At 41.7% G+C, this 24,935-nt stretch carries 22 protein-coding genes and 1 tRNA gene; 14 read left to right on the top strand and 9 right to left on the bottom strand.

Annotated elements, in window-relative coordinates:
- Positions 1-468 precede the first annotated feature (468 nt).
- Positions 469-2,265 carry a DUF3685 domain-containing protein gene (locus H6G08_RS02155; protein WP_190538660.1) on the top strand — a complete coding sequence of 599 codons (1,797 nt, stop codon included), beginning with the start codon at positions 469-471 and terminating at the stop codon, positions 2,263-2,265.
- Positions 2,266-2,305: 40 nt separating this feature from the next.
- On the top strand, positions 2,306-3,013 hold the full coding sequence (locus H6G08_RS02150) for a diacylglycerol/polyprenol kinase family protein (protein WP_190538659.1): 708 nt from the start codon (positions 2,306-2,308) through the stop codon (positions 3,011-3,013).
- A gap of 408 nt (positions 3,014-3,421) precedes the next feature.
- Here the strand turns inward: H6G08_RS02150 and H6G08_RS02145 are convergent, their stop codons facing one another.
- The 5 genes from H6G08_RS02145 to H6G08_RS02125 form a co-directional block, all read right to left on the bottom strand.
- A complete protein-coding gene (locus tag H6G08_RS02145; protein ID WP_190538658.1) occupies positions 3,422-3,976 on the bottom strand; it encodes a hypothetical protein in 555 nt (184 codons plus the stop codon).
- A 16-nt stretch (positions 3,977-3,992) separates the two neighbouring features.
- Positions 3,993-5,486: a dihydrolipoyl dehydrogenase family protein gene (locus H6G08_RS02140; protein WP_190538759.1), complete on the bottom strand. Its 1,494-nt coding sequence runs from the start codon at positions 5,484-5,486 to the stop codon at positions 3,993-3,995.
- Between the two features lie 158 nt (positions 5,487-5,644).
- Positions 5,645-6,724: a threonine-phosphate decarboxylase CobD gene (gene cobD / locus H6G08_RS02135; RefSeq protein ID WP_190538657.1), complete on the bottom strand. Its 1,080-nt coding sequence runs from the start codon at positions 6,722-6,724 to the stop codon at positions 5,645-5,647.
- 26 nt (positions 6,725-6,750) lie between these two features.
- Positions 6,751-7,035: a non-specific DNA-binding protein Hbs gene (gene hbs / locus H6G08_RS02130; protein WP_019490515.1), complete on the bottom strand. Its 285-nt coding sequence runs from the start codon at positions 7,033-7,035 to the stop codon at positions 6,751-6,753.
- A gap of 400 nt (positions 7,036-7,435) precedes the next feature.
- Positions 7,436-7,930 carry a pentapeptide repeat-containing protein gene (locus H6G08_RS02125; protein ID WP_190538656.1) on the bottom strand — a complete coding sequence of 165 codons (495 nt, stop codon included), beginning with the start codon at positions 7,928-7,930 and terminating at the stop codon, positions 7,436-7,438.
- A 314-nt stretch (positions 7,931-8,244) separates the two neighbouring features.
- On the opposite strand from H6G08_RS02125, the gene gcvT reads away from it, so the two are divergent.
- From gcvT to gcvP, 3 genes are all read left to right on the top strand, one after another.
- A complete protein-coding gene (gcvT, locus tag H6G08_RS02120) occupies positions 8,245-9,384 on the top strand; it encodes a glycine cleavage system aminomethyltransferase GcvT (protein WP_190538655.1) in 1,140 nt (379 codons plus the stop codon).
- Between the two features lie 140 nt (positions 9,385-9,524).
- Positions 9,525-9,905, top strand: a complete 381-nt coding sequence (gene gcvH / locus H6G08_RS02115; RefSeq protein WP_190538654.1) for a glycine cleavage system protein GcvH — start codon at positions 9,525-9,527, stop codon at positions 9,903-9,905.
- A 320-nt stretch (positions 9,906-10,225) separates the two neighbouring features.
- Entirely contained in the window at positions 10,226-13,033 is a 2,808-nt protein-coding gene (gene gcvP, locus H6G08_RS02110) for an aminomethyl-transferring glycine dehydrogenase (RefSeq protein WP_390625551.1), read from the top strand.
- Between the two features lie 252 nt (positions 13,034-13,285).
- Here the strand turns inward: gcvP and H6G08_RS02105 are convergent, their stop codons facing one another.
- On the bottom strand, positions 13,286-14,131 hold the full coding sequence (locus H6G08_RS02105) for a hypothetical protein (RefSeq protein ID WP_190538653.1): 846 nt from the start codon (positions 14,129-14,131) through the stop codon (positions 13,286-13,288).
- 134 nt (positions 14,132-14,265) lie between these two features.
- Here H6G08_RS02105 and H6G08_RS02100 point away from each other — a divergent pair, with 134 nt between their 5' ends.
- Entirely contained in the window at positions 14,266-14,415 is a 150-nt protein-coding gene (locus H6G08_RS02100; protein WP_190538652.1) for a hypothetical protein, read from the top strand.
- A gap of 79 nt (positions 14,416-14,494) precedes the next feature.
- Here the strand turns inward: H6G08_RS02100 and H6G08_RS02095 are convergent, their stop codons facing one another.
- Positions 14,495-15,451 carry a serine hydrolase gene (locus tag H6G08_RS02095; protein ID WP_190538651.1) on the bottom strand — a complete coding sequence of 319 codons (957 nt, stop codon included), beginning with the start codon at positions 15,449-15,451 and terminating at the stop codon, positions 14,495-14,497.
- A 22-nt stretch (positions 15,452-15,473) separates the two neighbouring features.
- Here H6G08_RS02095 and H6G08_RS02090 point away from each other — a divergent pair, with 22 nt between their 5' ends.
- From H6G08_RS02090 to H6G08_RS02080, 3 genes are read left to right on the top strand one after another with little or no spacing between them, the layout of a single operon-like run.
- Positions 15,474-16,181 (top strand): C40 family peptidase, encoded by a 708-nt coding sequence (locus H6G08_RS02090; RefSeq protein ID WP_190538650.1) that lies wholly within the window; start codon positions 15,474-15,476, stop codon positions 16,179-16,181.
- Positions 16,182-16,183: 2 nt separating this feature from the next.
- Positions 16,184-17,197, top strand: a complete 1,014-nt coding sequence (locus tag H6G08_RS02085) for a glycosyltransferase family 2 protein (protein ID WP_190538649.1) — start codon at positions 16,184-16,186, stop codon at positions 17,195-17,197.
- Positions 17,198-17,243: 46 nt separating this feature from the next.
- The gene (locus tag H6G08_RS02080; RefSeq protein ID WP_190538648.1) at positions 17,244-18,476 is read left to right on the top strand and encodes an MFS transporter; all 1,233 of its coding nucleotides are present in this window, start codon (positions 17,244-17,246) and stop codon (positions 18,474-18,476) included.
- Between the two features lie 53 nt (positions 18,477-18,529).
- Here H6G08_RS02080 and H6G08_RS02075 read toward each other — a convergent pair.
- Positions 18,530-18,603, bottom strand: a tRNA-Arg gene (locus H6G08_RS02075).
- A 38-nt stretch (positions 18,604-18,641) separates the two neighbouring features.
- On the opposite strand from H6G08_RS02075, the gene moaC reads away from it, so the two are divergent.
- Complete coding sequence (gene moaC / locus H6G08_RS02070) at positions 18,642-19,157, top strand: cyclic pyranopterin monophosphate synthase MoaC (RefSeq protein ID WP_190538647.1); 516 nt, start codon at positions 18,642-18,644, stop codon at positions 19,155-19,157.
- Positions 19,158-19,344: 187 nt separating this feature from the next.
- Here moaC and H6G08_RS02065 read toward each other — a convergent pair whose 3' ends face one another.
- On the bottom strand, positions 19,345-19,542 hold the full coding sequence (locus H6G08_RS02065) for a DUF2795 domain-containing protein (protein ID WP_190538646.1): 198 nt from the start codon (positions 19,540-19,542) through the stop codon (positions 19,345-19,347).
- 311 nt (positions 19,543-19,853) lie between these two features.
- Here H6G08_RS02065 and H6G08_RS02060 point away from each other — a divergent pair, with 311 nt between their 5' ends.
- The 4 genes from H6G08_RS02060 (at position 19,854) to H6G08_RS02045 (ending at position 24,865) form a co-directional block, all read left to right on the top strand.
- Positions 19,854-21,053: a GAF domain-containing protein gene (locus H6G08_RS02060; RefSeq protein WP_190538645.1), complete on the top strand. Its 1,200-nt coding sequence runs from the start codon at positions 19,854-19,856 to the stop codon at positions 21,051-21,053.
- On the top strand, positions 21,050-21,451 hold the full coding sequence (locus H6G08_RS02055) for a response regulator (RefSeq protein WP_190538644.1): 402 nt from the start codon (positions 21,050-21,052) through the stop codon (positions 21,449-21,451). Before H6G08_RS02060 ends, H6G08_RS02055 begins: the two co-directional genes overlap by 4 nt.
- A gap of 646 nt (positions 21,452-22,097) precedes the next feature.
- Positions 22,098-23,156 carry an ABC transporter substrate-binding protein gene (locus H6G08_RS02050; protein WP_190538643.1) on the top strand — a complete coding sequence of 353 codons (1,059 nt, stop codon included), beginning with the start codon at positions 22,098-22,100 and terminating at the stop codon, positions 23,154-23,156.
- A complete protein-coding gene (locus H6G08_RS02045) occupies positions 23,153-24,865 on the top strand; it encodes a sensor histidine kinase (RefSeq protein ID WP_190538642.1) in 1,713 nt (570 codons plus the stop codon). Before H6G08_RS02050 ends, H6G08_RS02045 begins: the two co-directional genes overlap by 4 nt.
- Positions 24,866-24,935: the final 70 nt, after the last annotated feature.

Raw genomic sequence — 24,935 nt, 5'->3', positions numbered from 1 at the left:
AGGTAAATAGTATCTTGAATTTTGGATGCTGTATTGCTCAAGCGCTTGAAGATCGCACAACGCTAGTTTGCATCTGTCAACATCTACAAGCTGAGAAATATTTCTCGCGCGGCGTTGCTCTCAAGAATTACCTCTGAAATTCGCAAAACCTGCCTATACAAGTTGCTTCTCTATATTTAACTACCATGTTTTAAATATCGTACCTTTTGGAAATTCCATAAAAATTAGATAGACGCTTGTGTTCGTAAATAAAATTTACGGACTCAGCGTCATTTATTTTTTATGCCGCGATTTTAGGTTGAAGATTGATCCTTGACTTCAATGTATAAGGGTGAATCAAGACTTTTAAATTCTTGGTTTTGAATTTCCAATTGAACAGCGAAAATTTAAAATCACAAATTCGGTGACAATGGGGAGTATCAAGGTTGTTGTCTAGCTGGGGAACAGGTTTCTGTTTTGAAGTAAACTATGAGCGATCGCCCTTTGAGATTATTATTAGTTGACCAAGACCCGATTTTTCGTTTAGGGCTAAGGGTAGGATTGGTAGAAATTCCCAATTTGCTCATAGTAGCAGAGGTAGAAACGGATACTGCTGCTTTACAAATTTTAACAGAATTAGCCAAACAAGACCCCAACCAAGTAAATTTAGTGGTTTTGGAATTAGCTAATCACCGTTCACCCAAGCAGCCACAAGCTGGTTTACAACTGTGCGGACAACTCAAAGCTTTATATCCTCATTTGCCTATATTACTTTTAAGTTCTGTTACAGAACCAGGGTTACTGTTAGCAGCAAAGGCTACTGGTGTGGATGGTTACTGTCCTAAAGGTACTCCTATTGCTGAATTAGTTGCGACTATGCAAGAAGTTGCACAAGGTGGTTCTGCTTGGTTTGCGGAAATCGAAATTCAAGATTCAACAATCAATAATCACAACTTAGCAATCAGCCATCAGCCATCAGCAATTCCTTTCGCTAAACTGCGAAATAAATTGCGTTTATCAGGAATTGGTTATATTGAAACCACACTTAGCTCGGTAACAGCAAAACTGCAAGTTCCTGGATTACCCTTGATGGAACAAGCAATTCTCGCAGGAAGGCGACGAGAATTATTAGCAGCACGTTGGCTACTAAATCAGATGTCAGCTTCAGAAGCAGAAAGGGAACAGGAACAACAGCAATTTATTCCCGCTTCTGTGCAATTACCATCAGCAATTAATTCTGCAATTCGTGTAACTACTTTATCAGATTCACAACAGTTACAAAATTCCCCACCTTTGCTGAGTCCTAGAGCATTGCAATCTAATTTATTTGCAGCTTGTATTAATAAATTGCAATTGCCTTTAGTAAATGTCACAGAGATTCCTTTAGAAATAGATATATTACGGGAAGATAAAAAGCGAGAACTACTTTATCTAATTTTGCAAAAGCTAGCGCAACAATTAGATGATTTAAGAGTAGCGCAAATTTCCCCAGATAAATTAAGTGATTTAAAGGGAACAATATTAGGTGATTTGTGGCAGGTGAGCTTGACAGATTTTTTTGGTAAATTTAAGCGAGTGCAAATAGGCGATCGCTCTTTGGAAGTTGTTAATTTTTTACTACAAAATATTGAAATTGTTCAAAAAGAAATTCTGCATAAAATTCCTTTGGTAGTAGAGTTATTTGCGCATTTGCTATTCCAAATTGATTTGCAAATTGATAATAATTTTTACTCGGCTGCTAGCCCAGAAGCCCAATCACAAGCATTAATTATTTTAGAAAACTTGTTAATTCAGGTAGCTAATGGAGTAGTACAGCCACTACTCAATTCTTTAGCAGATTTAGAAGTAGTTAAGCAAGAATATTACGATCGCAAATTGATTTCTACGCGAGAAATTGAAAAATTTAGAAACAATTTATCGTGGAAATATAGATTGAATAATTATATAAATGAGCCAAGAGCAATTTTTGAAAGCCGTTATGAGATATTTGTATTTGCACCACGGGGAATTGCGAAAACTTCAATTTATGCACCTCGCGGACAAGAATTAGCCGAATTAGCAAATGTACCATTGGCGGTAACTTTAGTATTAGAATTTCGGGATGCGATCGCGCCTCAGCTACAATCTTTATTAGCGGTTTTTGGTAGCGGGATTGTCTTCATTCTCACGCAAATTATTGGGCGAGGTTTAGGTTTAATTGGTAGGGGAATTCTCCAAGGAATTGGGAGTGTTTCGTTAACAGAAAAAAGCTTTAAACGTAAAAGCGATAAAGGTAATAGGGGATGAAAGCGATTAGTTAGCACAAGCAGCAGAGGAAGATAGGGATATGGGTAACGATTTTATCGGATTAACAGCATCTTACAGTTATGCGATCGCACTACTGTTATTTGGTGAAGCATTAGGTAGATTGTTGCATGTCCCGCCAAATCTAACTCGTAAAATTATCCATATTGGTGCAGGAATGTGGGTATTTGGCGTGCTTTTGCTGTTTAATCGCTGGGAAATTGGAATTGTACCCTTTGCTAGCTTTATCGCTGTCAATTATCTGCTTTACCGTTATCGCATCATCCGGGCTATGGATACTGATGATAGTTCACCAGGTACGGTATATTTTGCACTTTCTGTAACATTGCTCTTTGCGCTACTTTGGCGACCAAATGGCCCTGTAGATTATGTCCCGATTGCTGTAGCTGGAGTTATGGCGATGACTTGGGGCGATGCACTAGCCGCATTAATTGGGAGACGTTTCGGTAAACATAAATACCAAATCCTAAATTCGGTTCGTTCTTGGGAGGGTTCATTAACAATGTTTCTCGCCAGTACAACAGCAATTTTTTTGGTATTAATCTTACTTCCAGGTTCCTCACTCAGTCCTTTAGCAGTAGCTTATGGAGTTGATAAAGCAGTATTGGCGGCGTTGGTTAGCGGTACTTTAGCTACATTAGCCGAAGGTGTTTCACCGCATGGTACAGATAACCTGACTGTTCCCTTAGTCACAGCAGGCGTAATATGGATTGTAATTAATAATTCGTAATGCGTAATAGCAATTCTATGTGATGCTGCACATTAACGCCCTCACCCTCAAGGGTGGGGCTATACAAACAAAGCCTGCCTTCGCAGGCTGTATTATATAGCAATCGTAAATCATTTGTGAAATTTACAAACTATCAGTTTTGTTTTCTTATTCACCCTTGATTGAGTGCGATCGCTAAAATATCATTGAAAAATCTAGCTGTAAGTTTTGAAAACTATATCTCAATACGGTTCAGTTAGCGTCAAAAAACTGATTTGGCGTAGGTTGGGTTGACGTAAGGAAACCCAACACCAGCATCTATGTTGAGTTTTTGAAATTCATGTTGGGTTTCGCAAAGCCTCAACCCAACCTACATCTAATGCACTTATTTCTCTGTAAACTATGCGTTCTCTGCGGTTTATTTTAACCTTAGCTTTGGGTAATTCCTGTAGAAGGTTTTTCTAGGAAATTTACCTGAGATATAACCTGTGCGCGGATTGAATTAGCAGCCTGATTTGCAATTTCTTCTTTATCTGCATCAGTCAACAAAACAGCAACTAAAAATTTGAGAACTTCTCGGTTAGAAATAAACTCTTCACCGTATAAATCATCTTGCAATAAAGTAGCTTCTAAATAAGGGATGAGTTCAGGAGCAGGAGATAGCAAATGCTGTTTAATGCGCGTCATTGCAGCTTCAGTTGCAGCTGTTGTAGCTACGCCTAAATTCCAGGTTTCAACTATCAGCTTGATTTCACGGTTGAGCGATACACGCAGCGTTGATAAGCGCTCAAATAAAGATAGATTGAGGATTACAGGTGGTAATCTATTCAACCAATCTAAACCAGCGCTAATAGTAGAGTTTCCTTCATCTTCAATCCTCACAGCTTCATTCAGCCATCCTTCACCAAAAAGTAAATTTACAGCTTCTTGAGTTGTAATTAATTTACCTAGCTCAGAATTTTTATTTTGCGGTTGCTGATTCATAAATTTATTATCGTTTTTAAATATTCCAATCGCGGCGGAAATGTAAGAAATTTTCGATAAATTCCACGCGAGAATTATCAGTATTTAACTGTTGTTTGTGCCACTCTTGTACAGATTTTTCGATAATCTCGGCAAAACTCGGATATATAGGCGATAAATTTTCTAGCTGGTGAATTTTCAAATTTTGAGACATTGCCAAAGCAATTATATTAATTAATTCTCCTGCGGCTGCACCAAATATTTCGGCTCCTAAAATTTTGCCATTACGTAATAATATTAATTTACAAATACCTGTAGTTTCGTTATGAATTTGGGCTGCGGCTACTGTTTTAAAATATTGTCTTACAACTAAAACTTCTTGCTGATGATATTGTTGCCTTGCTTTTTTTTCTGTCAAGCCTACTTGTGCTAACATCGGCTGAGAAAATACCGCTACAGGGATGCAACGATAATTAACTTGTGAATGTGGCAGAAATAAGGCATTATTTAACGCTATTCTCGCTTCATATTTAGCAACATTGATAAAATCATAACCACCAATGACATCACCACAAGCGTAAATACGATGATTGGTAGTTTGCAGTTTTTTATTGACTGCTAAACGATGCTGATACCATTTCACGTTGACTGCTGCTAAATTGAGAGATTCAACATTTGGTTGCTGTCCAGTTGCTACTAAAATTTCATCAGTTTCAATAGCTTTATCTCCGGCTTGAACCCACTTTTTATCTTCAATTCGCCTTACCTGGGTTACTTCAGTATTCGTAAAAATACGCACGCCATCAACTTGTAATTGTGCCTGAAGTAACTGAGATATTTCTGGATCGATATTCGGTAAAATCTGGGAACGGTTGACGATAAAAGTTACATTACAACCTAATCTGCCTAAGGTTTGCGCAATTTCTATACTTTGGGGTACACCACCGAGAATTACCCAATCTTTTGGTGGTGTGGGCGCGGGAGAATTGGGGAGATACAGGAGGAATTGCCAAATGTTCGAGAGAGTAAAGTAGCCTGTAGCTAATAATCCATCAATTTCTGGAATTGCGGGACGGGAACCAGTTGCTAGTAAATAGGTACGGGATCGCAGAAGGCGTTGACGTATACCAGCGCTAGCATCGCCAATAGCAAATGCAAGATGGGGTGAAGATTGAAATTGACCATTATCAACAATTACATCCACTCCCAAGGCGGCTAGGCTAGCGATAGAATGCTGCGCTTCTATATTGGAAACAACGCCTTGGGCATATAACATAGCCTCTGGCAAGACTACAGATATGGGCGATTTCTCTGGTGTTTCTAACTCACAGTTAGGAATACTTAAACCCACTGATTCACGCAGATGCTGGGTTAGATTGGCAATTTCGCTAATTGCTTGGTGATAAAAAAACCCATAGTTGAGTTTAGGTTCTACCAAGGCGACTTTAGCGTGTAGTTGTTTCGCAACTAACGCCGCATAACGTGCAGTCAGACTGCCGCCAATAATTACAATATCGTAGTCAATGGGCATGGGGCATGGGGCATTGGGCATGGGGCATTGGGCATGGGGTATTTTTCTCCCTGATTTCCCTCAATCAATTACGAATTACAAATTACGAATTATTTAGTTAGTGGCCAGTTGAAAGTTAGAGGTAACTGGCCATTAACTGTTGATAACCGACACAAAACTCAACACTCAGCAGTTATTACTGAGTTTAACGCTGTGAGTAGGCGTTGGTTATCGGTTTGAGTACGTACAGCTGTGCGGAAAAAGCGATCGCCTAGTTCTTTAAAACTCAAGCAATCGCGAATTAAAATTTGGCTATCCGTCAGTAATTGCTGCTGCAACTGCGTAATTGACCGATTTGACTCGATCAGTAAAAAGTTGGCAGCACTGTTGTATGGTTTTAATCCTGGAATTGCCGCTAAACCCTGAAGGAGTTGACTTCTTGCAGGTGGAAGCCATAACCAGGTCTGTTGTTGAAATTCCCTATCTTGAATTGCAGCAATGGCTGCTGCTGCTGCCAATGTGTTGACAGGCCAGGGATCGCGCCATAACTGCCATTTTGATAGGCGGTCGGGATGAGCGATCGCATATCCCAGTCTGAGACCGGGCAGACTGTAAAATTTTGTAAGCGATCGCAACACTACTAAATTTTCATATTCCTGTACTAGCGCTATGAGACTTTGTTCCTCATCGGGCGACAAAAAGTCCATGAACGCTTCATCTACCACTACTAAGGCAAATTGATCCAGGTAGGGAAGAATCGCTTCCCTGAAAAACAGCTTTCCCGTTGGATTATGGGGATTGTTTAAAAGTAGTCCCATGTCCTGAAAATTTTTGCTGCCTTTGTCAAGAAAAGCTGACAAATCAGCTGTCGATTCCCAGTTAACGGGAAACTCCAGTACTTGAGCGTTATATGCCGACAGAGTCCGGTAGTAGTCGCCAAAGGCTGGAGTTATGACAACGGTTGCGGCTAGCTGGGCTAATTCGCGACCAACTAATGTAAGTAATTCTGCAGAGCCATTACCCGGCAGAATCCACTCAAAAGGTAGTTGATGGAAGTGACTGAGAGCGAGCCTCAGGTCACTGTAACTAGGGTCTGGATAGTGCCGAAGATTACCTATGTGGGATTGAATAGCCGCGATCGCGCTATTTGGAGGCCCCAACGGGCTAATACTGGCAGAAAAATCCAGAATAGCAGCAGGGGGACAGCCAGCTAGTGCTGCTGCCCAAGCTAAATTGCCCCCGTGTGCAGGTTGCCGCATTAAATCAAAGTTCCTAAAAAAAGAACTTAAGCTTTTGGGGGTGCAACCTTTTCTCTAAACAACTTACCAGCAGAGAAAGCAGGAACCTTGGTAGCAGGAATTTCCATCTTTTCGTTGGTTTTGGGGTTACGGCCTTCACGGGCTTTGCGTTCCCGTGATTCAAAAGAACCGAAGCCTACCAGGGTTACCTTATCGCCAGAGGATACAGCTTCAATGATGGTTTCCAAAGCCGCAGTCAGAACTGCATCTGCTTGCTTCTTGGTTACGCTAGCCTTTTCAGCTACTGCATCAACTAATTCACCTTTATTCATATCAAACTCCTTGAGGTTTATTTGAGATTCAGCATAGACACAACCTGATGCATCCTTACGCAAATCTCTGTCTGTACTAATACAAAAGTCATCCTTTGGGAGCAGTTTTACTCAAAATGGCTGCAAATCCCATCGGCTCGACTTTTCAATGAATCATTCTAAGGTGTAGTCGCCTGATGTGGATATATGAAACCGTTAATTTATATAGATTTCAGGATTTTTTGTGTTTTTAAGGTGATTGTTGCCCTCGAAACCACCCATTTTGTAGGAATAAATACTTAGTGAAAACCCTTGTGTCGGGAGTAGGGGGAGAGGGGGACAAACAATTCAAAATTCAAAATTCAAAATTCAAAATTAAGAATTCTATTTGCCCCATAGCCCCATACCCAATGCCCCATGCCTACCTACAACCTAACGACTCGCGAGTATTTACGCCAGTTTTGGAATTAATGCCGCTAGCTTTAGCACAAAGTTTCTTAACTTGGACTCCATCTAAGACTGCATTGGTAAAATCTGCGCCTGTGATGTTAACTTCGTCAAAAGTAGAACGTAACATCATGGCCTCTGTGAAAATTCCATCGCTTAAATCAGCATTTTTGAACTTGGCTAGGTAGGCGATACCATTACTAAAATCAACGCCATGAAAATTGACTCCCTGCAAAACCGTACCGTTAAATACGCCGCCGCGTAGGTCAGCATTGGTAAAATTGGCGTTTTCTAAATTGATATTGGTAAACTCTGAGCCAATCAGGCTTTGTCCAGAATAATCCTTACCTTTAAGTTCGTCGCCAGCAGAACGGGTAATACTGGAAGAACTTGCAGCTTGTGCCGATAAGGGAAATAAGAAAAGAACCATAGCTAAGACCAAGCTAGCTAGTACTCGCCTATACTTCATAACTTTTGCTTAATAAATCTCAACAATTCTGCCATTAACTATTAAAGCCTACTGGAATGAAGTTAGGACTTACGCACCGAACACAAAAACCCTCACAAGGGTGGTCAAAAGTCAAAAGTCAATGGTCAAAATTCAGGTTTTTGGACTGTGGACTATTGACCATTGACAAAAAGCATGAACAATATATGACACTGTGTAAGTCCTAGAAGTATGAAAAACTCCACCTTCTTACTGACGTAATTTTGCCCAATGCCCCATGCCCATCTCTTAGGATAGATAGATGTTAAAGTGCGATCGCAAACACAAAAAGATCTGTGGCTAATCAAGAATCAGAAATCGCCTTATCTTTGGCGAGAACTCCTTTATATCAACTGGGTGTGGAACTGAAAGCACGCCTCACCAGCTTTGGTGGTTGGGAAATGCCAGTACAGTTTGCGGGGATTACCAGCGAACATGAAGCGGTGAGAAATGCTGCCGGCATGTTTGATATTTCCCACATGGGTAAATTTACTCTCGTCGGTGACAATCCAATTTCTCAACTACAGGCTTTAGTTCCCTCAGACTTAAACCGTCTCAAACCAGGTCAAGCGCAATATACAGTATTGTTAAATCCCCAGGGCGGAATTATTGACGACATTATTGTTTATTACCAAGGTGAAGACAGCACTGGTAAGCAACAAGTAGCAATTATTGTCAATGCGGCAACCACAGATAAAGATAAAGCATGGCTATTGCAACACCTGGACTTGAAAACAGCAGAATTTCAAGACCTATCAAAAGATAAAGTGTTACTAGCTGTACAAGGGCCAAAAGCTATTAATTATCTCCAGCCCCTAGTAGAAGCAGATTTACACCCCATAAAAGCCTTTGGACACCTGCAAGCACCAATACTAGATAAAACAGGCTTCCTCGCCCGTACAGGCTACACTGGCGAAGATGGATTTGAGATCATGGTCGATCCCGAAGTGGGTATAGAATTATGGCAACGTCTTTATGATGCTGGTGTCATTCCCTGCGGGTTGGGTGCTAGAGATACCCTGAGACTAGAAGCGGCAATGGCACTTTATGGGCAAGATATCGATGACAACACTACACCCTTAGAAGCAGGTTTAGGTTGGCTGGTACACTTAGATACCAAAGGTGAGTTTATTGGTCGTGCCATTTTAGAACAACAAAAAGCAGCTGGCTTGCAGCGTCGCTTGGTGGGTTTGCAAATGTCCGGTAGGAATATTGCCCGTCATGGTTACCAAGTATTATCTTCAGGTAAAGTAGTAGGGGAAGTTACCAGTGGTACAATCTCACCTACACTTGGTTATCCTGTTGCTTTAGCCTATGTCCCTTCAAAGCTAGCCTCTGTGGGTCAGCAACTAGAAGTGGAAATTCGCGGTAAAACTTACCCCACATCTGTGGTTAAACGACCTTTTTACCGTTCCCAAAATCGCGTGACTAACTAAGCTAACGCACCTAAGCCAAATTCAAAAATTTCACATTGGCAATACTATCTAAAAATTGCCAGTCAAAGTATGGTTAATTACCAGATATGCCTGGGATTTATCTTGAGGCAATAATTTTTTTGATGTGATGAGGGAAATCTATGGACTATCCTGAAGATTTAAAATACCTGGATACTCATGAATACGTGCGGTTAGAAGGGGAAATTGCTACTATTGGCATTACCGAATTTGCCGTAGATCAATTAGGCGATATCGTGTTCTTGGAACTGCCTGAAGTTAGCGACGCGATCGCTAAGGGAGATACTATTGGCACGATTGAATCAGTAAAAGCTGTTGAAACCCTGTATGCGCCAATTTCCGGTACAGTAATCGAACGCAATGATGAATTGATCGATAATCCAGATCTACTCGCAGAAGATCCCTACGGTGAGGCGTGGTTTCTCAAAGTTCGCGTCAACGATCTCGATGAAATCAATGATGCTTTGAGTGCAGAAGAGTATAAAGCCTTGGTGGCAGAGTAATAGGGCAGGGGGCTGGGGAGGGACAAGGGAAGGGGGACAAGGAGGACAAAAAATTCAAAATTCAAAATTCAAAATTCAAAATTAAGAATTCTATTTGACTTTTGCCCAATGCCCAATGCCCAATGCCCAATGCCCAATGCCCCATGCCCAATTCCCTCATATTTATTGCAAAATATTAAATAGTTCCATCGGGAGAGCAATTTGTGGTAAAAGCCCCTATTCCCAAGTCTAGCGATCGCCAAATCTTAGACCAAAGGAAGCAAAAGTTAGATAATTTTATACAAAGGCATATCGGGCCTAACTCTGATGACATCAAGCATATGCTCGATGTATTAGGTATTTCCAGCCTGGATGCGTTAATCGATCAAACTGTACCTCAAGGAATTCGCCTCAAGGGAGGATTAAAATTACCAGAGGCTCAATCTGAGTACGTAGCCTTAGGTCAATTAAAAAAAATTGCTGAGAAAAATCAAATTTTCCGTTCCTTTATTGGTATGGGTTATTACGACTGCATCACTCCACCAGTGATTCAGCGCAATATCCTAGAAAACCCTGGTTGGTATACAGCTTACACTCCTTATCAGCCAGAAATCGCCCAAGGACGCTTGGAGGCGCTGTTAAATTTCCAGACGCTAATCATAGATTTAACGGGTTTGGAAATTGCTAATGCTTCATTACTCGATGAAGGAACAGCCGCCGCCGAAGCTATGAGTTTGAGTTACGGCGTTTGTAAAAATAAAGCCAACGCCTATTTTGTTTCTCATGATTGTCATCCCCAAACCATTGATGTACTGCAAACCAGGGCTAAACCTCTGGGGATAAATATTATTATTGGCGATCATCAAACCTTTGATTTTGAGCAACCAATATTTGGCGCAGTTCTGCAATACCCTGCGAGTGATGGCACAGTTTACGACTACCGCGCTTTTATCGAAAAAGCCCATGCTAAGGGTGCATTGGTGACGGTAGCAGCAGATCCCCTAAGCTTAACTTTACTCACCCCTCCTGGTGAATTTGGAGCTGATATTGCTATTGGTAGTACGCAGCGTTTCGGTATTCCTTTGGGATTTGGTGGCCCTCATGCAGCATACTTTGCTACAAAGGAAGAGTATAAGCGGCAAGTTCCCGGGCGAATTGTTGGTGTATCCAAAGATGCCCAAGGTAAACCTGCATTACGTTTAGCTTTACAAACCCGCGAACAACATATTCGCCGGGAAAAAGCTACAAGTAATATTTGTACTGCTCAAGTTTTGTTGGCTGTGATGGCGAGTATGTACGCTGTTTATCACGGCCCGGATGGATTGAAGAATATTGCCGAGAATATCCATCAGCTAACTTTAATTTTGGCGGCTGGATTGAAGCGTCTCGGTTACAGCATCAGTTCGGAACCGTTTTTTGATACTTTGCGGGTAGAACTGGGAAGACGCAATTTAGAGACAATTCTCGCAGGTTGCCAAGCACGTAATATTAATTTACGCATTTTTGCTGAGACTGAGGTGGGTATTTCTTTAGATGAGACAACCACAGTCGATGATGTGATAGAACTATGGCAGATTTTTGCTAATAGCGATCGCCTAGATTTTGATTTTGCCGAAATTGCAGATGCGATCGCCACACAACGTCCATCGCCTTTACAAAACTCAACTTTTACCCGTACCAGCAATTACCTAACTCATCCCGTATTTAACCGCTATCACTCAGAAACCGAGTTACTGCGTTACCTACATCAGCTAGAAACTAAGGATTTATCTTTAACAACATCGATGATTCCCTTAGGATCATGCACGATGAAGTTAAACGCCACTGCGGAGATGATACCCGTTACCTGGGCAGAATTTGGCAAAATTCATCCCTTTGCACCGCCATCACAAACCCTGGGTTATCAAATCCTCTTTCAGCAACTAGAATCATGGTTAGCTGAAATTACAGGATTTGCGGGAATTTCTCTGCAACCAAACGCCGGTTCTCAAGGTGAATACGCCGGGTTGTTGGTAATTCACGAATATCATCAAAGCCGAGGCGAAGCACACCGTAACGTCTGCTTGATTCCCACCTCAGCACATGGAACCAACCCAGCTAGCGCGGTGATGTGCGGAATGAAAGTTGTCGCCGTTGCCTGTGATGCACAAGGTAATATTGACGTTAACGACCTCAAAGCTAAAGCTGAAAAACACAGTCGCGAATTAGCGGCGTTAATGGTGACATATCCCTCAACTCATGGGGTGTTTGAGGAAGCCATTCAAGAAATCTGTGCTGTGATTCACGAACATGGTGGACAGGTTTACATGGATGGGGCGAATATGAACGCCCAAGTGGGAATTTGTCGCCCCGGCGATATTGGCGCGGATGTCTGTCACCTCAACCTACACAAAACCTTCTGTATCCCGCATGGTGGCGGTGGCCCTGGTATGGGGCCGATTGGCGTGGCTTCCCATCTGGTAGAATTTCTCCCAGGACACCCATTAGTTAAAACAGGCGGTACATTAGGGGCGGTAGCAGCTGCGCCTTGGGGTAGTGCTAGTATCCTGGTAATTTCTTGGATGTATATTGCCATGATGGGTGCGGCTGGTTTAACCCAAGCCACTAAAGTCGCAATCCTCAACGCTAACTATATCGCCAAGCGACTTGAACAGTATTATCCCGTGTTGTATCAAGGGAAAAATGGACTAGTTGCCCATGAATGTATTTTAGATTTGCGATCGCTGAAAAAATCGGCAGGTATCGAAATTGATGATGTCGCCAAACGGCTGATGGATTACGGCTTTCACGCGCCGACTGTCTCCTGGCCTGTGGCTGGTACAATCATGGTGGAACCCACAGAAAGCGAATCTCAGGAAGAATTAGATCGTTTTTGCGAGGCTTTAATTGCTATTCGCCAAGAAATCGCCGAAATTGAATCAGGTAAAGTGGATGCGCAGGATAACGTTTTGAAAAATGCGCCCCACACTGCCGAAAGCTTAATTACTGGCGAATGGAATCATCCCTATTCCCGCGAACAAGCAGCCTACCCCGCACCTTGGACTCGTCAACATAAATTCTGGCCGAGTGTCGGTAGAATTGATGCAGCTTTTGGCGATCGCAATTTCGTCTGTTCTTGTCTCCCAATGGAGGCTTATTCCCAACAATAGTTACTGCTAATATAGCTGTAGCCAGATAGATTAGGACATCAACCTAAGATAAAACCCTGACAATAAAAGGCTTTTAAGTCTGTCAACTGTCAACAGTCAACTGTCAACAGCTATACATAACTATTAAAAATCACGCAAAGGTTTTGTCCTTGCGTGATTTTCTCAAAATATTCGTTGAAAACCCTGGCATTTTCAGGCTTTTTATGAAATAAAACAGCCCTGCTTTTTACGGGGGATTGACAAGGCTAGGATTTAGAAGCCACTAAAGTTATAACCAACTCCTACCAATAAACCAATGTCGGTATTTTCAAAAAAGCCAGCGTTGACACCAACTGTTCCGGTAAATTGAGAAGTTAAGGGTACATCAATCCCACCGGATAATAAAAAGGCGGCTTCAGAATTATCGCCGGTTTTAATGGCTGCACCAATTCCTACGTAAGGCGCAATGGGTAAAGGTTCGCTAAATGGATCGGCTACCTGTTGAAAGGTAAAATCATAGGTGAGGGGAACTAGAATTGTAGTGTTATCTCCTAATATGGCTGCTGGTCTAATTGAGATAGCGTTTGTTAGCCCAACTTTACTGATGACGGCGAAGTTACCATCACCTAAAGCTGAGTCACTACCACTCAAGCCGATGTTACCAGCAATACCAATATAGCTTCTACCACCACGAGTAGGTCTACCGGGGTCGATATCTGCTTGCGCTACTGTTGTATTCGCTGGTTGAGACGTTGATGCTGTAGGTGTAGATTCTGGGTTTTGGGGTGCAAACGCAGCTGCGGTAGTTTCTGCTGTACCGGGAACGGGAGTAAATATCCGGCTAGCAGTTTTGATTGTCGCAATATTAGGTAACTTTTCTTTAACTAAGAAAGTTGTAGGTTCATTAGGTAGTTGTTGGTTTGTCGCTTCTGTTGCAATTACTGGGTTGGCTGACTCAGTTGTGGAAGCTTCACTTAACTGCTGACTACCTAGATTACCTAGATTATCTATAGTATCTGCTGTTTGGGCGAAAGTAGGTAAGCCAGTAGTACCTAAAATAGCGATCGCACTTAGATTCGATAACCAAAAGCTTGTTTTACGAACAAAAATATTATTCACATTCACTCCTTACACAATATTGCCACACATAAAATGTCGGTTTGTTTCTGTTGATTCAAGAAATCTTGACAACATGTAACTATTTAACACGAAAAGTTTAACTATTACATCCTGTATTTGACGGAATTACTGAGGTGGTCAATGGTCAATGGTCAATAGTCAATGGTCAATGGTCATTTGTTGGCGATCGCTTTTTTTCTCTCTTATACCACGGTGTTAATCAACTTACTATTCCAAATGACACAAAAGCTGATGATATCAGTATTTTTACTGTTGACTGTTGACTGTTGACTGTTGACTATTGACTGTTGACTGTTGACTGTTGACTGTTGACTGTTGACTGTTGACTGTTGACTGTTGACTTTAGCCTCTATTCTCTATTGATAAACTGCTGACGGCTTCGCTAATTAGTCTGGAGACATAAGGTAAAATCTCTCGGTTTTTGGCGTTGGCTTTACCTTCTGTGAACAAGACTAAAAGGTAGGGATGGCGATCGCGGATTTCAATGTATGCTGCATCATGGCGTACCTGATTTGTCCATCCGGCTTTTGACCAAATTTGCGCGTCTTGGGGAATTCCACCGCCGATAAAGCCTGTAACTTGGTCTTCTTCTACATCTGTGGGTAAATCTTCGCTTTTGAGACTGCGTTGAAGTAAGCCCATCATGGCTTGCGATCGCGCACTGGAAACGGCAACGCCCCCGACTATACTATGTAACAATCGAGCGATCGCATTTGTGGTCAGCATATTGCGATTTTCTAGCATTTCTCCATAAAATGCCCGTTCTCTGCCATAAGGGCCATCACCCCAGGTTTTTTGACAGACGTTAATTGTCTGCATTTCTTCCCAACCTAAAGACTGATAATAGCGGTTGATAAAATTGCGCTGGGATTTCCAAGTTTCAAAGGGGCCGGGAGGTAATTCCGGGCCGGATGTAGTACCAGTTAATACATCAACTATTAAGCTAGTAGCATCGTTACTCGAATCAACAATCATATCGCCCATGGCTCTTTCCAATTCTTTAGAAGGTTGCACCATGCCTTTGTCTAACCATTCGTGAACGGCTACTAAATAAAATAATTTCACCACACTTGCCGGGTAAATTCGCTCGACTCCCCGGTAAGTAAAACCACGGACTGTATGGTTCCAAAAGGCATCTGGTGTTAATGCTCCACCAGTATTTACTAGTACAGGCGGATCGTAGACAATCCAAGTCAGAGCAATTTGATTTCGGGCTAATGTGGGAAATTCTGCCCAAGTCGCTTCTAATATACTTGAACCGAGATTTTCGAGTTGTTCGTCTTTACGGAAAAAAATCATTGTTAGCTAATAACCTTGCAGAATGGTATCTAATTTAGAATCTTCAATCCAAAATCTCACATCGGCTGAGTACAATTGTCTGGCTGACCTTAATTTATATGATTCACCTGAATGTAGTCGCCTAGCAACTCAAGCTGCGACTGGGCGACATCTGTGGGTAAGTGCTAATTTTCAGGATGCAGCTGTTGAAGTGTATTTGTGTGAAGATGATTACCCAGGGTGGGTATCTCTGAGTGATGTTGGTTTATTACAAACAGCTACTTTACCTTATCGGGCAACCAGATTATCGGCTGCGGATATTAAAAAACTCTTACCGGGTGCGATCGCTTTTACTCACCAAGCAATGCAACAATCAAATTATTACCTTTGGGGCGGTACGGTGGGGCCGAATTACGATTGTTCGGGATTAATGCAAGCGGCTTTTGTGTCTGTGGGTATCTGGTTACCGCGAGATGCTTATCAACAGGAAGCTTTTACCCAAGCAGTTGCAATGGCTGAATTAGAACCAGGGGATTTAATATTTTTTGGTAATCCCGAAAAAGCAACTCATGTGGGACTTTATTTAGGGGATAGTTGCTACATTCATAGTTCGGGGAAAGATAAAGGACGCAATGGCATAGGAATTGATCGACTAACGGAAACAGGAGATGAGGTTAGTCGGTCATATTATCAACAACTGCGTGGTGCTGGCAGAGTTGTGAAGAGTTATGAACCACAGGGGCGCAAATAAATATGAGTAGTGGGTTGGTTTCTGCAAGAACTGGTGAGGAAAACGGGGCGATTTTGGGAATTGTCCCTGATGTTTCCGTGGTGGTGCCTGTCCGCGATGAAGTGGAAAGTTTGCCATTATTATTAGAAGCGATCGCATCTTGTTTGAATGCCAATCAGTTGACTTATGAAATCATCTGTATCGATGATGGTTCTAGCGATGGTTCTGCTCAATGGCTCAAGGAACAAGCCCAAATTCGCAATGATTTAAAAGCAGTAATTTTGCGCCGCAACTACGGACAAACTGCGGCGATGGCTGCGGGGTTTAATTATGCTTTGGGTAAGATTATCGTCACTCTAGATGCGGATTTGCAAAACGATCCGGCGGATATACCCATATTATTAGCCAAATTAGCAGAAGGTTACGATTTGGTCAGTGGGTGGCGACACAAACGTCAAGATGCAGCCTTATCTCGCTTACTTCCGTCAAAAATTGCCAATTGGTTAATTGGGATAATTACAGGCGTAAAATTACACGATTATGGTTGTTCTCTCAAAGCTTATCGGGCAGAAGTTTTAGCTGATATGAACCTTTACGGCGAATTACATCGCTTTTTACCCGCTTTAGCTTACATTGAAGGGGCGAGAATTACCGAAATCCCCGTGCGCCACCATCCCCGGCGTTTTGGTCAAAGCAAATATGGCTTATCGCGGACTTTCCGGGTGATGATGGATTTATTAACTATTTCTTTTATGAAAAAGTTCCTCACCAAACCCATGCATGTTTTTGGGCTTTTGGGTTTAATTTCGATGGTATTGGGAACAATTATTGGGATTTATTTAACTTTTCTTAAATTAGCTTGGGGGCAAATGATTGGTAATCGCCCATTGCTAATTTTAGGAGTGCTGTTATTAGTAACGGGGGTGCAATTATTTTGTTTTGGGCTGTTAGCTGAATTATTGATGCGTACTTACCACGAATCTCAAGGTAGACCGATTTATCGAGTGCGGGAAGTGGTAGCAAAAAATATTAAGTAACGTAACAATAAGAAGGAAACACACTTAGTATTTAACTGCATCTACCTTGAAAGCCTTCGACAATTTTGATATTTACGTGCGTCAAAGCCTGTTAATTTTATTTTTAGCAGGTTTATTATTTTGGTCTAGCATGTCTTCTTTGATGCCTACTTTACCTTTATATATTGCAAATGTAGGTGCAAGTAAGCAACAAATTGGCATTGTTATGGGTAGTTTTGCCATTGGCTTGTTACTCTTTCGCCCCATGTTAGGAAATTTAGCCGATCGCGGTGGTCGAAAAATTCCCTTAATTATTGGTGTCATTGTCGCCGCGATCGCACCCTTTGGTTATTTATTCTTTCCATCAATTCCCATTTTGGGTTTCGTTCGCGCTGTACATGGCGTTGCAGTAGCGGCGTTTACTACAGGTTACAGCGCCTTGGTGGCAGATTTAGCACCACCCGCCAAACGTGGTGAAATTGTTAGTTACATGACTTTGGCGACTCCCATCGGTTTAGCAATTGGCCCGGCTTTGGGTGGTTATTTACAAGCAACAGCAGGGAATGGGACGTTATTTCTTTTAGCATCTGAATTGGCTTTTGTGGCGCTATTGGGTATTGGCTTCATCATTAATCCGCCAATTACAAAATACCCATCAACAGAAAATCAAAAAACCAATTTTTGGCAACTGATCGTTAGTCCCAGGGTGAGAATTCCCGCCTTGGTAATGTTATTAGTTGGGTTATCCTTGGGTACTGTACATACCTTTATCGCTTTATTTATTCAAGAAACAGGCGTTAATTTTAACGCGGGGTTATTTTTCACCATCGCCGCCCTTGCTAGCTTTAGCGTGAGAATTTTTTCGGGACGAGGAAGCGATCGCTTTGGGCGTGGTTTATTTATTACAGCTGGCGTCATTGGTTACTTTTTAGCCACTTTGCTACTATGGCAAGCTAATAGTCAGATTACTTTCATCCTCGCAGCCATAGCCGAAGGTGCTGGTGGGGGAACCATCATTTCGATGGTGGTGACGCTGATGACAGATCGCTCCTTACCCCAAGAACGGGGGCGAATTTTTGCGATCTGTGTCGCCGGATTAGATTTAGGAATTGCGATCGCCGCGCCAATTTTGGGTTATGTAGCCGAACAAGTCGGTTATCGGCAAATGTTTGCTTACTGCACCGCTTTAAGCTTTCTCGCCTTGCTGATTTTCCTCACCCAATCCAATAAAAATCTGCGCGATTCCCTCAGCTTTGCCTTAGGCAGAGGCAAAGACCATTATTATCTCAATAAATCCTGATATATAGAAAGAGGCGCAATTAATTAATAATTGCGCCTCTCTAATTTATGTAACGGGCGAGGAGGGATTCGAACCCCCGACACCGTGGTCCGTAGCCACGTGCTCTAGTCCACTGAGCTACACGCCCTCGCACAGGAACTTATATTAGCACTTTCTCTCAAAATTATGCAAGACAATTTTTCAGCTAATTTTGCCAACCTCTCTCACCTCGATTCCCAAGGACAGGCGCAAATGGTGGATGTGTCGCAAAAAGCACTAACCATTCGCCAAGCTGTAGCGGCGGCGCAAGTACGCATGTTACCCACAACTTTAGCCGCCATCCAAGCCGGAAATACGCCCAAAGGCGATGTTTTAGCTACTGCGAGAATCGCCGGAATTATGGCGGCGAAACAGACAGCAAATTTAATTCCCCTGTGTCATCCGCTACCCTTGCAGAAAGTTGAAATTCAGATAATAGCCGACGAACAGCTTCCCGGCTATCAAATTCAAGCCACCGTCAAAACCAAAGCCGAAACCGGGGTAGAAATGGAAGCCTTAACGGCGGTTTCCGTTGCGGCTTTGACTTTATACGATATGGCGAAAGCTTTAGAAAAATCGATGCAAATTGAATCAATTCGCTTAATTAGCAAAACTGGCGGGAAATCAGGAGATTATTTCCCACCAACAGGGACTTCCAATTAAAAAAGCTGTGGAGGCAGGCAGGGGAGCAGGGAGCAGGGAGCAAGGGGGAGGAAAGGGACTTCCAACTAAAAAAATATTCCATCGCTGTGTATGCAGAGGAGGCAGAGGAAGCAGAGGAGAAATAATTTGCCACTATGAAAATGGGATAATTTATTTTCTGGAAGTCCCAAACAAAATGCAGGATAGGTTATTCTAAATCGCCTAGAGCTGCGCTGAGATCGGTGGGGCTATCAAATTCTTCATCTTCGGGTAATTCTTCTAAGATGGATAGCACATCTTCATCAGCGCCTTGCTCTTGTGCGTGTTGAATTAATTCTTCGGTGGTGGCGGGATAGTCAATACCCTTCAAGTATTTTTGTACAGAAATTGGGTTTGCCTTAGCCATTTTTATCTACTGATAAAGTGCAATTCCATATTCACAATTACATCTTGTAACTCCCTCTACCAAAATGCAGAATCATTTTTGTATCATCAATATTTAAACTCAGCCAATTGGTTGATGTATGTAAATTTATTAGGGATAATTTCCCGTATCAATAAACTTTTTTCAAGCAAGTTAATGAAAATAGTAACTGTGCTTTTTGCAATGAAATTTAAATAATAGTTTAATGAAAACTTTCCTAGCAACCTGTCAATATTGAACCCAAGACAGCATTTTTGAGATTAAACTGATTACCATAAATTGAGCGCAAAGCTATGTCCTCTCTAACAAACAATGCTTTTGAAGCAGGACGAATATATAAATCTACTGGTGCAATTCCTGTAAATCTGTTGCGATCGCCAATTTATCATGCATGGGAGCGATCGCACCTCCAAGGATCTAACCCCTACGCCCTACAAGCGGAAAAACTTTCAATTATCGATACAGAAAGATTAGTAGGGCAAAATAGTGCTTTAATTAAGGCAGCTCGTCCCTATTTTAGAATTTTATCCCAAGCCGCCGGATCTGAGCGTCATGCAGTTATGTTAGGCGATCGCAACGCCATTGTCTTAGATGTGGTAGGCGATGAGCAGACTGTACATGGGCCAGAACCTTTCCCCGGCCCAGGTTCCCTACTTTCGGAAAGTGTAGCCGGAGCTAATGGAATTGGTACATCCTTAGCAGCAGCAGATTATATAGAAATCGTCGCCGCCGAGCATTTTATCGAGGGGTTTCATTCCTTTACCTGTCAAGGAATTCCTCTGAGAAACGACAAACAAGAAATTATTGGCGTATTTAGTATCTCTCTACGGCGTGCTGATGCTGGACAACGCCTCAAAGAAATCTTGAAATGCGCTAGTCATGGTATTGAAGCTGAATTTGTTGTCGCTAAATTAGAACAAGATGTACGCCGGATTTTGACAGCTCATCATGAAGACTACCAACCCATAGAAGAACTGCGTCAAGATATTATTCAAGCGCATCAAGCAGCACGCTTAAAAATGGAAATTGGCTCGCGGATGGTAGCCAACAATCGCTTAGATTATGCCATGCAAATTTTGCAACAAGCTGACAACTCAATTCAAATTTTTCGCCGTCGGGCAGAAGTTTGGCAGAGTTTAGCATCATTAGAACTAGGTACAGTTCAACCTATGTGCCTCACAGATAGCATTCGCGATTTAGTGGATTTACTCTCAACGGAAATCTCAATTCGCAAACTAGAAGTTATCACATATTGGCAAGAAGAACCAATTCACGTTTTAGCAGATTCGCGTAGCCTATTGCGTCAGCTTTTTCGCTATTTTTTACAGATATTTGAGATTGTCGGCAAAGCCGGTAGAGTCAAAGTAGTCGTGAATATACTAGATTCTGGATTTGTGCAAGTCAGTTTTATCCCAAATGACAGATTAAATCTTGACCAATTAGAATCAGGCAAGTACACTTTTTCTCTACCACTAGCTAATTATAAGTTATGAGCAGAAATATTTCAGTGAAGCGTAAGGTGCTGATTGCAGACGATGACGATGACAGTCGAAAGATGCTGGCTTTTTTACTGGAAGATGAAGGCTGGGAAGTCAAAGAAGCACGGGATGGTAAAGAAGCTTTAGCAACAATAGTTAACGATCGCCCTGATTTATTAATTTTAGACAACCGGATGCCAGAATTAACCGGAGCCGAAGTTTATCAGCAAATGCAAGCCCAAGGTATTAATTTAGCAGTTGTTTTAGCTACAGCTTATGGACATATAGAGGAATTAGCTTCATCGTTAGGTATTGTTCATTTTGTTAATAAACCCTATGACATTACAGAATTATTAACAATAGTAGAATCTGCCTATGCAAATTTTTCTATTAGTAATATTTCTCACAATTAAAATTACCTATATTCACAATCAATCCCAAAATTATCCCAATTTACCAACAGAATATGAAAGTAGGGGTACGCTAATGCGTGCCCTTTTGAATATATATTAATCCTATTGAATCTGCGAACAAAAGCGACAAGGAAGACAGATAGGACAAAGAGGACAAGGGAGATAGGTATTTTAGGACTTACGCAGTGTCAGATATTTTTCATGCTTTTTGTCAATGGTCAATGGTCAATAGTCAATAGTCCAAAAACCTGAATTTTGACCATTGACTGTTGACTTTTGACCACCCTTGTGAGGGTTTTTGTGTTCGGTGCGTAAGTCCTAGTATTTGTGAATCAATTTTGGATGGGTGGATTTTAGATTTATTCCCCGAATAAATTCGGGGGCTACCCTACGGGAATGCTAGGCGAACATACGAGATGAGATTTTAAATTTTGAATCTTCAATCCAAAATTTAAAATCTAAAATCTATAATTCGGTGAATAATTTAGAATTGCTAGATTTGCAAGCCTGACGACAGACAGCGATTACTAGGAATTTTTACTTTTTCAAGAAATATTCTCAACCCAAACCTATTGAGTTATACCAATTAATTTTTTGGGAATCATTGGTTGTAAGTATACCTTTCCCAAAAAAATATGGGTATTATATGAAAATTCCGCAAATTATTTACAGATGGACAATCTGGTGCCTGCGAAAATTGAGATTAGGTATCAAGGCTAGATTTTTCTATTTGTCTGCGATCGCTCTTTGTGTGATATTAATCGCTAATGCTTGTAGTTTTGGGCAAAATCAATCTCTCCAGCCACTGCGGATCGGAATTACCAGCTGGGTAGGCTTTGATATTGTACGCTATGCCCAACCCGCAGGCATCTTCAAGCAACGGGGATTAGCAGTGGAGTTGGTACAATTTGATAACCAGCAAGATTCTAGTCGAGCCGTGATTCGTGGCGGATTAGATGCGGCGTTTGTGTCTTTTTGGGATGCGATGCAAGTCGATCCAGGTAACGATAAACCAGCAGTATTAATGACAACCAATATTTCTGCTGGTGCAGATGGAATTGTTGCCAAACCAGCAATAAAATCTGTAGCAGATTTACGCGGTAAACAGGTAGGTGCAAAGTTAGGTACTGTCAACCATTTGATTTTATTAGAAGCTTTAAAAGCCCATAAAATCAAACCTGCTGAGGTGAAAATTATCGATTACTCCAATGAGGTAGCCGCCGAAAAAATTAAAACAGGTGCCATTGATGCGGCGGTGTTATGGGAACCAATGCTAGGGGAAACGGCGAAAAAAATCAAGGGAAATATCATTCATACTACTAAGCAACTAGACAGTCTAGTAATTGATATTTTGATGTCTAGCGACAGAACGGTGAAAGCGAAAAAAGCCGAATTCAAGCAATTTCTTTTAGCATGGTTTGATGTCATGCAAGCTGTAGAAACCCAGCCGAAAAAGGTGTTTGACACTGTTGCGCAAACATTAGGACAAAGTACTGAGTCTTTTGCGGCTGATTATGCAGGATTAAAAAAAGGCGATATAACTTTAAATCGGCGGATGTTCGCCGCAGATAGTCGTCTCAATGCTGCAAAAAAAGAAATTATACAACTACTACAAGCAGATCCGCGTCACGGACGAGTTATTCGCCAAGATGTAGAGATTAATACCGAACTTGTCAATGAAGCAATGGCGGGATGGAAATCATGAGCCAGCCAGCTAAAAATCGCTTATCGCAGCAACTATTGATAGGTTTTGGTATTTCTCTGATTACGGTTGGCTTAACTACATTGGGATTTAACCACTTGTTGATTAAGTCACAACTAAGATATAAGCAAGAACAACGTGCCCAAACCATCACCCAAGGGGTGGCATTTTCTACAGAAGGATTAATCGAACTGGGAAATACGAGCATTATTAAACGCATCGTCCAAAATTATGCCACAATGCCATCGGTGGTTGAAGTCGCCATTGTCAGTCCCGACGGACAAACCCTGGCTCGGAGTGGCGCGCAAGCAAAAAATCGCCCCTATGCAGACATTTATCCACAATGGGCGCAAATTTTACAACAGGCTGCACAAACAGGTATAGACAGGAGTTTTCGCACGCAAATAGATGGTAGACCGGTATTAGTGGAAATTTTGCCCTTTAGCAGCACATTATTTGCTAAAGAAAATCGACGCGGATTAGCGATCGCTATTCTCGATGTGAAAGAATTACAACAGCAAGCTTGGCAAACTTTCTCTACTTCTACCATTACCCTAGTCGTTGGCATGTCAGCAATTTTGATGTTGATGACAATGATGATTCAGCGCTTAGTTTTACATCCCTTGCAACGGTTGAATAAAGCCGTCACCAACAGTCCCAGTATTGACTATTTTGTCATGCCTAGCGGTTTGCCTAATAATGAAATCAAATTCCTGGCGCAGACAATTCAAGCAGCAGCTACCAGAGTAGAAGCTTATCAGCAACTGGAACAGGAAATAGCACAGCGCAAACAAGTTGAAGCGGCTTTACTAGAGTCAGAAGCACAACTACGACAGCAAGCGCAAGATTTAGAGAAAGCTATGCAAGATTTGCAACAAGCGCAAACGCGGATTGTACAAGCGGAAAAAATGTCGAGTTTGGGACAGCTAGTTGCAGGTGTAGCCCACGAAATTAACAATCCAGTTAGCTTTATTCACGGTAATCTCAGTCATATTGAGGATTATACGCAAAATTTGTTGCAATTAATCGACATTTATCGCCAAAAATATTCAGATAATCCAGAAACTAACCACAAAGTAGCAGAAATCGACCTAGAATTTATCCAGGAAGACCTTCCCAAGCTGATAGGTTCAATGAAAACAGGTACAGAACGTATCCGGGGAATTGTCCAATCTCTACGCAACTTCTCGCGTCTGGATGAAGCTAAGTTGAAAATAGTAGATGTACATGAGGGGATTGAAAGTACGCTACTCATTCTCCAAAGCCGTCTTAACGCTAAACCTGGCTTTGCTGGTATCGAAATCATTAAAGACTACAGCCAGTTACCCAAGGTGGAATGTTATCCAGGACAATTAAATCAGGTATTCATGAATATTTTGGCAAATGCCATCGATGCGTTAGAAGCATCAACTAGCCATCAATTAGCTGCAAAAACAAATCCCCAAATTTCTATTGTTACCCAAGTTTTAGCAGACAAAGCCGTCTCTATTCATATTCATGATAATGGTTACGGCATGGATGAAACAGTAAAAGCGAAGTTATTCGACCCCTTTTTTACTACCAAACCCGTAGGTAAAGGTACTGGTTTAGGCTTATCTATTAGTTATCAAATAATTGTCGGCAATCACGGTGGTAAGCTGTACTGTAATTCTTTCCCAGAACAGGGTACTGAGTTTGTCATCGAAATTCCCATTTATCAGGGAAATCGCTAACTGCTGGGAGCAAATTTCCCAAATGACTAACTAATAAAAAATTTATGAGAATTGGCTGGCTTTAATAGTA

Origin of the sequence: Calothrix anomala FACHB-343, from assembly GCF_014696435.1 — a bacterium.
In the GTDB taxonomy this organism is placed as follows: domain Bacteria; phylum Cyanobacteriota; class Cyanobacteriia; order Cyanobacteriales; family Nostocaceae; genus Aulosira; species Aulosira anomala_A.
The sequence above is the reverse complement of the archived record's forward strand: the minus strand, read 5'-3'. Positions and strand labels throughout refer to the sequence as shown.

Coding starts and splice junctions, on each gene's coding strand:
- H6G08_RS02045 (WP_190538642.1), top strand. CDS start 23,153: ATGAGCCAGCCAGCTAAAAATCGCTTATCGCAGCAACTATTGATAGGT.
- H6G08_RS02125 (WP_190538656.1), bottom strand. CDS start 7,930: ATGAAGTATAGGCGAGTACTAGCTAGCTTGGTCTTAGCTATGGTTCTT.
- moaC (WP_190538647.1), top strand. CDS start 18,642: ATGCAAGACAATTTTTCAGCTAATTTTGCCAACCTCTCTCACCTCGAT.
- H6G08_RS02065 (WP_190538646.1), bottom strand. CDS start 19,542: ATGGCTAAGGCAAACCCAATTTCTGTACAAAAATACTTGAAGGGTATT.
- hbs (WP_019490515.1), bottom strand. CDS start 7,035: ATGAATAAAGGTGAATTAGTTGATGCAGTAGCTGAAAAGGCTAGCGTA.
- gcvH (WP_190538654.1), top strand. CDS start 9,525: ATGGACTATCCTGAAGATTTAAAATACCTGGATACTCATGAATACGTG.
- H6G08_RS02150 (WP_190538659.1), top strand. CDS start 2,306: ATGGGTAACGATTTTATCGGATTAACAGCATCTTACAGTTATGCGATC.
- H6G08_RS02140 (WP_190538759.1), bottom strand. CDS start 5,486: ATGCCCATTGACTACGATATTGTAATTATTGGCGGCAGTCTGACTGCA.
- H6G08_RS02090 (WP_190538650.1), top strand. CDS start 15,474: ATGGTATCTAATTTAGAATCTTCAATCCAAAATCTCACATCGGCTGAG.
- H6G08_RS02155 (WP_190538660.1), top strand. CDS start 469: ATGAGCGATCGCCCTTTGAGATTATTATTAGTTGACCAAGACCCGATT.
- H6G08_RS02060 (WP_190538645.1), top strand. CDS start 19,854: ATGTCCTCTCTAACAAACAATGCTTTTGAAGCAGGACGAATATATAAA.
- H6G08_RS02055 (WP_190538644.1), top strand. CDS start 21,050: ATGAGCAGAAATATTTCAGTGAAGCGTAAGGTGCTGATTGCAGACGAT.
- H6G08_RS02050 (WP_190538643.1), top strand. CDS start 22,098: ATGAAAATTCCGCAAATTATTTACAGATGGACAATCTGGTGCCTGCGA.
- H6G08_RS02095 (WP_190538651.1), bottom strand. CDS start 15,451: ATGATTTTTTTCCGTAAAGACGAACAACTCGAAAATCTCGGTTCAAGT.
- H6G08_RS02085 (WP_190538649.1), top strand. CDS start 16,184: ATGAGTAGTGGGTTGGTTTCTGCAAGAACTGGTGAGGAAAACGGGGCG.
- H6G08_RS02145 (WP_190538658.1), bottom strand. CDS start 3,976: ATGAATCAGCAACCGCAAAATAAAAATTCTGAGCTAGGTAAATTAATT.
- cobD (WP_190538657.1), bottom strand. CDS start 6,724: ATGCGGCAACCTGCACACGGGGGCAATTTAGCTTGGGCAGCAGCACTA.
- gcvP (WP_390625551.1), top strand. CDS start 10,226: ATGCTCGATGTATTAGGTATTTCCAGCCTGGATGCGTTAATCGATCAA.